Below are 10,573 nucleotides of genomic sequence, written 5' to 3'. Positions count from 1 at the left end.
GTCAACCCGGATCCCGAATCAAGGACCGGGACCGGCTTTGATCGTAACCATTCAGGGGGCAGTTACCGGCCAGGGTGACAGTCCCCGCGACACCTTGCCTTCACAATCACCAGAATTACAAGCGCAAAATACCGTGATCCTGCACAGACCAACACAGCGAGGGACAGTCCCCAGGCCTTGTGCCAGCAATCAATACCCAGGACACTCTGAATGGTTACGATCAACCCATTGCCGGAACAACTTTTGATTGATTGAGCTGGTTTTAATGCGGCACGTTTTTCCCTCCGGGTTGCGTCAAAAGTGCTGCTGTTCACCAGGGTTTGCGTGCCTGATATGTTATGAACAATACAGACAGTATTTTGACCTGCATCCTGTTTTAGATAAACGGAGTTAAAAGGGATGTAAGGATGCCTGAAAAGAGCGGCAATGCACACTCCATGCAGTCAGCCGTTCAACGGTCAGTTTTGACCGCTCACCTGTTGACCGGGCATGCCTCTTCAGCAGACAGGCCTATGATGCCTTTATTATCCCGGTTATGATAAAAAGTGTGGCAGGCAAAAGGAGAAAAAGCGCAGGTACGCTCAGAAGCAAAATGAACAGCTGGTCCGGGTTGAAAAGGGCCAGAAACAGAAAAGGAGCCAGGTTGAGCACAACCCCGAGCATGGTGTAATTGTAAAATGTTTTGGTCCTGGCGGCTTTTTCTTCCTGCTCCTTTTCAGTAAGCTCACCGGATGGCTCAGGCATGGCCAGCCACAAAAGAACATACAGAAGCACCGGAGCCATGGAGGCCCACAAGCCCATAAAGGGCATAAAATTCAATAAAACAAACGCCAGGAAAAACAGGATGCGCAACAGGGACCTGCTGACTTGCCAGTGATGAGCCAGTCCTGCCAGCACACCTGCCAGAAGGGCGTCTTGTAAATTTTTTTGTATCGTTATCATCTTTTAAATTCAGCAAGCTGCTTATCGTCAACAGTCAATTCAAATCACGGAGAGGCCATGTCTTTACTTTACCTGGACCTGGAGTGCGGAATCAGCGGAGATATGTTTGTCTCGGCTCTTTCAGACCTTGGGGTGGATTTCACCCCTCTTGAAGAAGCCTTTAACAGCCTGGAACTGGGAGTCAAGATGAAATTCGCCGGAGACTCCAGAAACGGTATCACAGGCAAAAGGGCTGATTTCAGCTGGGAGTCAGACCAGCCATTGAGACTTATGCGCGATATTCATGACCTGCTGGAGAGACTGCCTGTTTCAGAGTCTGTAAAATCAGGTTCAAGGCATGCCTTTGAGCGCCTTGCCCGGGTGGAAGCCTTTGTACACGGCATGGATGTGGATAAGGTACATTTTCACGAAGTAGGGGCCCTGGACACTCTCATGGATATTGTCGGGGCTTTCTGGGGGCTGGAAAGCCTGGGTGTCAGTCGCGTGTGGGCTTCGTCCGTTCCCTGGTTCAGTGGAAAGGTTCAGACCGCTCACGGGGAGCTACCCCTGCCTGCTCCGGCTACGGCTGTGCTCCTTGAGAACAAGAAGATAAAGCCCTCCGGGTATGACTGGGAAATTATTACCCCCACCGGTGCCTTGATTCTGGATCAACTGGTGCAGGAATACACTACAGGTTTTCCGGGAATACTTAAAAAGTCAGGCACAGGCTTCGGTGAAAAACAGGCGGGTTTCAACGGTCTGCGTATCTTCCTGGCAGAGATGGAGGAAAACCCTGATAAATACGGCCAGGATAAAGTCTGGGTGCTTACCACAAACATAGACCATCTTACAGGAGAAGAACTGGGGTTTTTACTGGAAAATATAATGCAGGCCGGAGCTCTGGATGTGATCCACCTGCCCGGGACAATGAAAAAAAACCGTCCCGGATGCCAGGTGCAGGTCATGTGCAGACCTCATGAGTTAAAAAGTATTCAGGAAGCTTTTTTCAGGCATTCGCTCACCCTGGGGCTGAGGGTCCAGCTGCAGGAGCGCATTTTTCTGCCGCGAAGAAGCACACAAGTTAAGATTAAAAACCAGAGTATCCAGGCCAAGGAAGTATTTTTTGACGGCAGGACTTATGTGCGACCGGAAATGAATGATCTTTCAGGCCTGGCAGACAAATGCAAAGAGTCAGTGGTACAGATCCGGCTTTCAGGAGAAGGGGATGCTGAAAAGATGTGACTGCAAAAAGTCAGTTTTGTCACGCTGACCACGCTGACCACGCGAGGCGCGTGGCAGGACGCGTGGCAGAAGTCAGAGGTCAGTAAAAACAAAGAGTTTCAGCTGGTCAGCTTTGCCAGAAGGTTTTGTGCACTCTGGTTTTCCGGGTCCACTTCCAGTGCTTTTTTAAGATACTTCACCGCATCGCCGGGTCTGTTCAGTGCCTGGTAAACCTTGGCCATATTAAACGCAACGCTGGAATACTGGTCCACTAACTCCGGGCTGACTTCCACAGCCTTCTGGAAGTTTTCCAGGGCCTTGTAGTACTGTTTGCCCTGGGCATAGGCCATGCCTACATTGTAATACAGACCACCGTCCATGGGTGCAATCTTGAGGCCCTGACTGTAGTATCCAATAGCTTCCTCCCATTTGCCCTGCTGCCTGAGGCTTATCCCGATCTCGTTGAACATCCATATGTCTTCTCTGCTCAGGGCGCTGCCCTTGTGTTCTATGGCCTTGGCCACGTACTGGGAACTCAGGTCCGGGCGTTCATCCCGGACTTTCCTTGCGATCTGCATGATGGTGGAGCTGATCAAGTCTCTGGCCTGCTTCTGTACCTGCCTTATGGCCTGGTCGAAATTGGCCTTTGCTTCTTCTTCGTTGTCCATACGCAGGTAAGTATCACCAAGATCTATTTTACGTTCATGATTCAGGGGAGAAAGCTTGTCCAGCTTTTTCAGGTACTCCAGCTTTTTCTCCAGGTTGTTCATTTCCGAGTAAAGCCGGGCGAGTTTTTTCAGGGGTTCCAGGTACATCTTGCTGGTACCCGAAGCCTGGATGTAAAATTTCTCCGCGGCCTCAAAATTCTTTCTTTTCTTGGCTATGTCTCCTTTGAGGATATAGGCTATAGCGCTGTCGGGCTTTTGATTTATGATTTCCTGGACCACATTCTCCGCCTGGTCCAGATGATTTTCCATAAGCAGGGCTTTGGCCTCGTCCACCTTTTGGGCCAGTTCATTGTTGGGATTGAGAGTCAGAGCTATTTTCTGTATCAAAGAATTGACGGATACGGGTTTGACTATGACGTTGTCCGCGCCCATTTCGTACATTTGAATGATATTGCTGCGATCAGTCTCGGAGGTCATGACAATGACCTTGCACTTGTGCCCCAGTATGTTCTTGAAATTTTTGATATTTAAAACATTGCTGGCACCGTCTGTTGAAGATTCCACTAAGAAAACCACCTGGTTGAAGCGTGTCAACAATGACTTGGCGTCAGCCCCGGCTTTTTCCAGGTTCTGTTTGTGGAAAAAAGAGTTGGCGTCGATTCCCAGGGCCTTGTACATGGCTTTGACAGCCTTGATAAGCAGGGAGTCCTGGCTTACGGCTATGATACAGCCCTTTCCGTCCGTAAGAAAAAACTTGACAATTTTTTCGTAAATAGTGAGCTTTTTTTTGTTTTCATCCATGCTGTTTACCCTTGCTGCAAATGCAGAGATGCTGGTGCGGCAGTCCTTATGCCGTGGCATGCGGCCTGCAAATGCATACTTACCAAGTATGTTTGGTTTCATGGGTCATAATTAAAGAGGGATGGGGTGTCAAACCCTTAAGACACGTTAAGGCCTGCATTTAAACCGCCTAACCGCTCAGGAGGCTCCTGATGCCGGCTGTGCGCGTCTGGACTTGTTGTCTTGTAAGGTTGTCAAACTTCAACTGAACACCAGGATATTTATATGCCCGCTAAGCAGGGAGACTTCGACAAAAAGATGCAGAGGCTGCAAAAGATTGTACAGGAGCTGGAAAAAAAGGACCTGCCCCTGGAAAAAGGCGTGCAGCTTTTCAAAGAGGGTATGGAAATAACCAGGACATGCCGGGAACAACTGGAAAAAGCCCGGCACGAGATCACTGTTTTAGCCGAGGATGCGCAGACACCGAGAGGAAATGATGAACAGGGAGTTTAAACAGGAACTGGCCTCCAGGGCAAAGGAGATAGAAGATTACCTTGAAAGCTGTCTGCAGTTTGAAGGGGTTCCCGGTGAACTGCAGCAAGCCATGGAGTACAGCCTCATGGCCGGGGGAAAAAGGGTCAGACCTGTTCTATGCCTGGCCTGGGGAGAGATGACCGGGGCATGCACAAAAGATATACTGCCCTTTGCATCTGGTCTGGAGATGATCCACACCTACTCCCTGGTACACGATGACCTGCCGGCAATGGACAATGACGACCTGAGGCGGGGCAAACCCACCAGCCACAAGAAATTCGGCGAAGCCCTGGCCATTCTGGCCGGGGACGGCCTTTTGACCCAGGCCTTCGCCATGATGCTCAAGACCTCGTTCCCGGCGGAAAACGTCCTGGCTGCCGCCGGCACTGTGGCCCAGGCGGCCGGTCCCGCCGGCATGGTAGGGGGGCAGTGCATTGACATGCGCGCCACCGGCCGGGAAAGCATGGAGCTCGTGGATCTAAAGGGCATGCATGCCATGAAGACCGGGGCTCTGCTGAGAGCTGCATGCTGCAGCGGAGCCATACTTGCCGGTTCAGATCCCGAAAATGGAAGGGACACCTTGAACGCATACAATTATGGCAGCAACATCGGCCTGGCCTTTCAGATCGTAGATGATATCCTGGATGTGACAGGCGATGAAAAATCCCTGGGCAAACCTGTGGGAAGCGACGAGTCGGTAAATAAATCCACCTACCCCAGGTTTCTGGGGCTGGAAAAAAGCCGGGAACTGGCCCAGACAGCAGCTGACGAGGCAAAGACGTGCCTGAGGGATTACCAGGGGCAGGGCAGGGACTTTCTATACAGACTGGCCCAGTATATTGTGGACAGGGCAAGTTGAACCCTGGTCGGTCCCCATGAAAAAAACCAGAATTTTTTTGCCCCGGGAAGTGGTTAAAAGGCTCAGGAAAAGTTACCCGGCCCCGGCAACCGCCCTTAAATGGCAAAGTCCCTGGGAACTTCTGGTGGCCACCATCCTGTCCGCCCAGTGTACCGATGTCCAGGTGAACAAAATCACTCCCGGGCTTTTTTCCAGATGGCCTGACCCAAAGTCCCTTTCCATGGCCGACCCGCAGGAGGTCCAGGAGGTAATCAGGCCGGCAGGCTTCTTCCGGACCAAGTCCAGAAACATTATACAGGCAGGCGAAATCATAAATAGAAGATTCCAGGGCCGGGTTCCGGCGGACATGGAAGATCTTATGAGCCTGCCCGGAGTGGCCAGCAAAACCGCCAATATAGTCCTTTACGGTGCATACGGCATTAATGCCGGAGTGGCCGTGGACACCCACGTAAAAAGGACAGCCCGCCGCCTGGGGTTGACCCGGTCACAGGATCCCGGAAAAATTGAAAAGGATCTCATGTCTCAATTTGAGCAGGATGACTGGGGGGATCTAAATCACATGCTGGTGCTTCTGGGCCGGGAAACATGCCGGGCAAGGAAGCCACTGTGCGGCGAATGCCCGCTTTTTGAGATCTGCCCGAAATTTATTTCCATATAATGGAGTGTGCTGCATGAACAGTATCGGCCGTTTCAGGCTGGAGCATACCGATGGTCAGGCCAGGTGCGGATGTCTGCAGACCCTGCACGGAGAAGTGCCTACGCCTGTTTTTATGCCCGTGGGTACCCAGGGAAGTGTAAAGAGTCTCTGTCCCATGGACCTGGACAATATGGGGGCCGGGATGATTCTGGGCAATACCTACCACCTGTATTTGCGCCCCGGTGATGAACTTCTTGCTCAAATGGGCGGGCTGCACCGCTTCATGAACTGGAAAGGCCCCATCCTTACTGATTCGGGAGGTTTTCAGGTTTTCAGCCTGTCGGATCTTAGAAAAATTACGCCTGAAGGGGTGGAGTTTAAATCCCACCTGGACGGCTCCAGGCATTTTTTTACTCCGGAAAAGGTCATCAGGATACAAAAGAATATCGGCTCGGACATAATGATGGTCCTGGACGAATGCGTTCCCTACGGTGCAGACCTGGAATATACCAGAAATTCCATGCACCGGACAGTCCAGTGGGCCTGGAAAAGCCGGGATTTTTATTCCGGAGAAACCGGGAAGCAATTAATGTTTGCAATAGTGCAGGGCGGTTTTTTTATGGACCTGCGCCGGGAAAGCGCTGCCCGGACCTGCGAGATTCCCATGGACGGATACGCCATAGGCGGGGTCAGCGTAGGGGAAACCAAGCAGGAGATGCTGGATACTGTATATTTTACAGCCCCTTTGCTTCCAAGGGACAGACCCAGGTACCTCATGGGAGTGGGCAAGCCTCTGGACATCCTGGAAGGCATCAACGCCGGCCTGGATATGTTCGATTGCGTCCTGCCCACCAGAAATGCCCGCAACGGAACTCTTTTCACATCATCTGGAAAAGTAAACATTAAGCAGGCCAGGTATCGAAACGATGAAACAGCCCTGGACCCCGGATGCGACTGTTATACCTGTATGAATTTTTCCAGGGCTTACCTGAGGCACCTGTACATGGCCGGGGAACTCCTGTCCTTCAGACTCAATACCATACACAATCTGCGTTTTTTCATAAACCTGGCTCGGAAGGCAAGGTCGGCTATACAGGAAAAGAGGTTTGCACAGTTGATTTCAAGGTACAGAAATGTGGAAAAAGAGCAGGAGGGGTGATTTTGCGGGGTCGCCTGCAATTTATTGCAAGCATCTATATAAGATGTCTTGCCGGGTCAGAAATCCCGCCCGGGTTTCTCCTCGGCCCTGGAAAGCACATGCCCGGGCTCCCTGGCCATCATGTCCCAGCACGAGCCCTCCCATCCGATTATTATCCCCTTGTCGCTGCAGGAGGAGCAACGCCAGTAAATCTGCCCGTTACAGAGGTAGTCCACGTAGATTATCTCCAGTCTCCCCCTGCATGGATACCTGTGCGGTCTTCTGCGGCAGCCTATTTCTGTGAATACCGGCCCGAAAGTGGCATCCCTTGTGGCCACCCAGACAATCCTGCCGAAATAATCGGCCATGATAAATGAAGACCTGGGCAGAAAAGGGTCCAGTCTTCCCTGCCCATCCAGATACTGCTGCATGTTCACCTTCCAGCAGAACCTCATCTCATCCGCATCAAAAACAGGTTGAACGGCTTCCCGTGAAATCTTGAGTAAAGTTAAAACCATTGTGAATTGTTTAAGTGTTTAATATTGATTTTGCCTGAGAGAACCTTGTAAAGATTTGTGCGTGAAAAAAGCATCCTATTCAATGCGGCAAAAAATGCAAGCCCTGCAGCGCTGAAAAGGGGGATTTGAAGTGCCCCCCGGTCCTCAGACATGTTTTTCTGATCAGGAAGGACTGGTTGAGCCAGTTTATTTTGCTGCATACGTCTCTGACATAAAAATAGTTTTACAAAAATGTAACTATAAATTTGGTTTTGGCCATTGAGTAATCTCGCCCCCTTTGATAAAGGACTGTCTCGTCGGGCCGGAGCAGAGCTTTGTGCCTGCAGTGCAGGCTGAATTCATACGTAAACTCTGTTATCCAATGCTACCTCACATTTAAGATGAAAAAATTCAAGGAGGGTTGTTATAGTGAAAGCTTCCAAGTCAAATGACGTTTTGGGTACTGTCAACCGGGGCAGTCCAGCCGAGTCCGGGCTGTGTACACTCTGCAGGGCGGACTGTGCAGGAAAATGCGAAACCTGGCTTGCCAGCCTCAAGGGCCGGGAAGTGCTCTATCCCAGGGATTATGGAAAAGTAACCGCCGGAGCGGACAACACCACTCACGTGGGGGTATCTTACAATTCCCTGCGCATCCAGGGATACAACTACGGATCAAGCGGTCTTCCTCAGGGCGTAAGCAATGATCCGGATAATTGCACTTTTCCCGGTGCAGACGTAAGCACTTCATTTGGCAGAACAAAGAAAATCCAGGCCAGAATGCCCATCATGACCGGAGCCCTGGGGTCCACCAAGATTGCGGAAACCTACTGGGACTCCTTTGCAGTGGGCTGCTCCCTGGTAGGTGTCCCCATTGTCATCGGGGAAAATGTGGTAGGAGTGGACCGCAATTCCAGGATGAAAAACGGGCGTATTGTGGACGCCCCTGAACTGGATCGTCGAATACAGACCTACATGCGTTATTTTGACGGCCATGGGGCTGTGCTGGTCCAGTTGAATGTTGAGGACGGCCGCAACCGTGTGGCTGACTATGTGGCCGAAAAATACGGTGGAGACAAAGTCCTGATAGAGCTCAAGTGGGGGCAGGGGGCCAAGGATATCGGTGGAGAAATCGAGGTCTTCAGTCTGGAACAGGCCCTTTTTCTCAAGAAAAGAGGTTACGTGGTGGATCCAGACCCGGAACTGAGCGAAGTGCAGGAAGCATTCAAGAGAGGCTCCATCAAGGCATTTGCCCGGCACAGCCGCCTGGGATTTACCGATTTTGAAAAATATGAAGACATCCGCAGCAACTTCAAGGCCACCGTAGAGTACCTGCGTGGACTGGGAATCAGAGGCATCACTCTGAAAACCGGGGCCTACGGTATGGAGGCCCTGGCCATGGCCATCAAACTGGCCGGGGAAAACAACATCGACCTGCTGACCATCGACGGAGCCGGCGGGGGAACCGGTATGAGCCCCTGGCATATGATGCAGTCCTGGGGAGTCCCGTCCATACTTCTGCATTCCAAGGCCTACGAATATGCCCGGATCCTGGACGAAAAAGGGGAGAACGTCCCGGACATGTCCTTTGCCGGAGGTTTTGCCCAGGAGGACCATATTTTCAAAGCCATAGCCCTGGGCGCCCCTTACAGCAAGCTGGTGTGCATGGGCAGGGCTCTTATGATATCCGGATTCCTGGGAAGCAACATCCAGGGAGTACTCCAGCCGGAGAAAAAAGAAAAAATCGGTGGGAACTGGGATAAGCTTCCCAAGACCGTTTCCGATTTCGGATCTTCTCCGGAGGAGGTTTTTGCTGGCTACTATGATGTCCAGAAGAAGGTAGGCAAGGATGAAATGGCAGATATACCCTTTGGAGCCATCGCCTTCTGGACCATGGCGGACAAGCTCAAGGCAGGGCTGCAGCAGTTTATGGCCGGCTCCAGGAAATTCGCCCTGTCAGAAATCGACCGCGGCGACCTGGCCGCGGGCAACCGGGAGACAGCCATGGAAACCGGGCTGCCGTTTATTACCGAGGCCCAGGACAACACAGCCAAAGAAATCCTCAATTCCTGAGGGACCAGGTAGAGGGGCATCCGGGAGTCAATTCTTCCCGGATGCCCTTTTTTCCTTGCCTCCTTGAAGAGACTGTTCAGCTATTTTCTGTCTTACCCATTCCTTTTGTTCCTGCCTGTCGCATGCCACCCCGTCAATCTGTGCCGCTTTAAGTTCCTTCAGGATGCGGCCGAATTCCGGACCGGGGGTAAGCCCCATTTTTTTTAGATCCCTGCCTGAGATCTGGGGCTGGATGTCCCGCAGATGGGTAATGTAATGGGATACGTATTTGCGCAATTCCTCCTTTTGCACTCTGGCCATGAGGAAAAGAAGCCCTTCCAGGGGCAGGGGGTTTAATATAAAATAAAGCGAACTCAGCTTGCCCTGGTCCTGATGCCAGGCGGAAATACTGCTCATGGCACTGTTTATCTGGGAGCGCAGGGAAAAGATATGCCTGGTTTTTTTCTGGGAAAAATTGAAGCGCTGCATGATGATGCCGGCCTGGACCTCATTTATATGATTCAACAGGCCGAGCATATAAAGAATCCACTTGTCAATCTTTTCCTCCAGGTAAAGAAGCTGGAACCAGTTTATGACTTTTTCCGTCTCGGTCAGGATGTTCTTTACATTGGAACTGAGCTTGAGCATGGGGTGGATATGCTTCAAAAGCCCGTAATTTTCCATCCTGATGAGGCAGGGCAGGGGGGTGTCCTCTTCAAAAATCATCTGCAGTTCGTGGAAAATCCTGCTCCCGGAAAGCTGATGGAATATGTTCAACTCCAGGGCGTTTTTAATAAGTTTTTCCGTCTGGGCCCCGATTCTGAAGCCGAATCGTTGTTCGAAGCGGATAGCCCTGACAATCCTGGTGGGATCCTCCACAAAGCTGAGAGAATGCAGCACCCGGATGACCTTGTCTTTTAAATCCCTCTGTCCGCCGAAAAAATCAACCAGCCTGCCCATATTCTGGGGGTTTAAGTGTACGGCCAGGGCGTTTATGCTGAAATCACGACGGTACAGGTCCATTTTGATGGAGGACAGTTCCACCATGGGCAGGGCCGCCGGATGCTCGTAATATTCCAGCCTGGCGGTGGCTACGTCAATTTTCCGGCCGTCAGCGCAGATAATCACTGCCGTTCTGAATTTCTGGTGCTCTCTTACCCGGGCATCCAGTTTTTCGGCCAGGGCTCTGGCGAATTTTATTCCATCCCCTTCAACCACCAGGTCTACGTCCAGATTTGACCTGCCCAGGAGAATGTCGCGCACGAATCC

10 protein-coding genes are annotated in these 10,573 nt (G+C 51.5%); 6 read left to right on the top strand and 4 right to left on the bottom strand.

Annotation, left to right across the window (positions count from 1 at the left end):
- Positions 1-510: 510 nt before the first annotated feature.
- Positions 511-942, bottom strand: coding sequence for a PspC domain-containing protein (locus D5S03_RS12080; RefSeq protein WP_008868870.1), 432 nt, complete (start codon positions 940-942; stop codon positions 511-513).
- A 57-nt stretch (positions 943-999) separates the two neighbouring features.
- On the opposite strand from D5S03_RS12080, the gene larC reads away from it, so the two are divergent.
- Positions 1,000-2,163, top strand: a complete 1,164-nt coding sequence (gene larC / locus D5S03_RS12075) for a nickel pincer cofactor biosynthesis protein LarC (protein WP_008868869.1) — start codon at positions 1,000-1,002, stop codon at positions 2,161-2,163.
- A 98-nt stretch (positions 2,164-2,261) separates the two neighbouring features.
- On the opposite strand, the gene D5S03_RS12070 is transcribed toward larC, so the two are convergent.
- Positions 2,262-3,671, bottom strand: coding sequence for a tetratricopeptide repeat protein (locus D5S03_RS12070; protein ID WP_244156296.1), 1,410 nt, complete (start codon positions 3,669-3,671; stop codon positions 2,262-2,264).
- Positions 3,672-3,875: 204 nt separating this feature from the next.
- Here D5S03_RS12070 and xseB point away from each other — a divergent pair, with 204 nt between their 5' ends.
- The 4 genes from xseB to tgt are packed head-to-tail and all read left to right on the top strand — an operon-like array spanning position 3,876 to position 6,779.
- Positions 3,876-4,103 carry an exodeoxyribonuclease VII small subunit gene (xseB, locus tag D5S03_RS12065; protein ID WP_008868867.1) on the top strand — a complete coding sequence of 76 codons (228 nt, stop codon included), beginning with the start codon at positions 3,876-3,878 and terminating at the stop codon, positions 4,101-4,103.
- On the top strand, positions 4,063-4,983 hold the full coding sequence (locus D5S03_RS12060) for a polyprenyl synthetase family protein (protein ID WP_287044199.1): 921 nt from the start codon (positions 4,063-4,065) through the stop codon (positions 4,981-4,983). Before xseB ends, D5S03_RS12060 begins: the two co-directional genes overlap by 41 nt.
- A gap of 16 nt (positions 4,984-4,999) precedes the next feature.
- The gene (gene nth, locus D5S03_RS12055; protein ID WP_008868865.1) at positions 5,000-5,641 is read left to right on the top strand and encodes an endonuclease III; all 642 of its coding nucleotides are present in this window, start codon (positions 5,000-5,002) and stop codon (positions 5,639-5,641) included.
- Between the two features lie 13 nt (positions 5,642-5,654).
- A complete protein-coding gene (gene tgt / locus D5S03_RS12050) occupies positions 5,655-6,779 on the top strand; it encodes a tRNA guanosine(34) transglycosylase Tgt (RefSeq protein ID WP_008868864.1) in 1,125 nt (374 codons plus the stop codon).
- Positions 6,780-6,835: 56 nt separating this feature from the next.
- On the opposite strand, the gene D5S03_RS12045 is transcribed toward tgt, so the two are convergent.
- Complete coding sequence (locus D5S03_RS12045; RefSeq protein ID WP_144311425.1) at positions 6,836-7,189, bottom strand: hypothetical protein; 354 nt, start codon at positions 7,187-7,189, stop codon at positions 6,836-6,838.
- 495 nt (positions 7,190-7,684) lie between these two features.
- Here D5S03_RS12045 and D5S03_RS12040 point away from each other — a divergent pair, with 495 nt between their 5' ends.
- A complete protein-coding gene (locus D5S03_RS12040) occupies positions 7,685-9,325 on the top strand; it encodes a glutamate synthase-related protein (protein ID WP_008868862.1) in 1,641 nt (546 codons plus the stop codon).
- A gap of 27 nt (positions 9,326-9,352) precedes the next feature.
- Here the strand turns inward: D5S03_RS12040 and D5S03_RS12035 are convergent.
- On the bottom strand, positions 9,353-10,573 hold a 1,221-nt coding region (locus D5S03_RS12035; RefSeq protein ID WP_502697122.1), incomplete at its 5' end, for a CCA tRNA nucleotidyltransferase.

Source organism: Desulfonatronospira sp. MSAO_Bac3 (genome assembly GCF_003838035.1).
GTDB lineage: Bacteria > Desulfobacterota > Desulfovibrionia > Desulfovibrionales > Desulfonatronovibrionaceae > Desulfonatronospira > Desulfonatronospira thiodismutans.
Note: the sequence above shows the minus strand (reverse complement) of the source record. Positions and strands in the feature narration are given on the sequence as shown.

Bases quoted from the DNA above. Each gene is read 5' to 3' on its own strand.
- D5S03_RS12080 (WP_008868870.1), bottom strand. From the start codon at position 942: ATGATAACGATACAAAAAAATTTACAAGACGCCCTTCTGGCAGGTGTG.
- xseB (WP_008868867.1), top strand. From the start codon at position 3,876: ATGCCCGCTAAGCAGGGAGACTTCGACAAAAAGATGCAGAGGCTGCAA.
- nth (WP_008868865.1), top strand. From the start codon at position 5,000: ATGAAAAAAACCAGAATTTTTTTGCCCCGGGAAGTGGTTAAAAGGCTC.
- D5S03_RS12060 (WP_287044199.1), top strand. From the start codon at position 4,063: ATGCGCAGACACCGAGAGGAAATGATGAACAGGGAGTTTAAACAGGAA.
- tgt (WP_008868864.1), top strand. From the start codon at position 5,655: ATGAACAGTATCGGCCGTTTCAGGCTGGAGCATACCGATGGTCAGGCC.
- D5S03_RS12070 (WP_244156296.1), bottom strand. From the start codon at position 3,671: ATGCCACGGCATAAGGACTGCCGCACCAGCATCTCTGCATTTGCAGCA.
- D5S03_RS12045 (WP_144311425.1), bottom strand. From the start codon at position 7,189: ATGCAGCAGTATCTGGATGGGCAGGGAAGACTGGACCCTTTTCTGCCC.
- larC (WP_008868869.1), top strand. From the start codon at position 1,000: ATGTCTTTACTTTACCTGGACCTGGAGTGCGGAATCAGCGGAGATATG.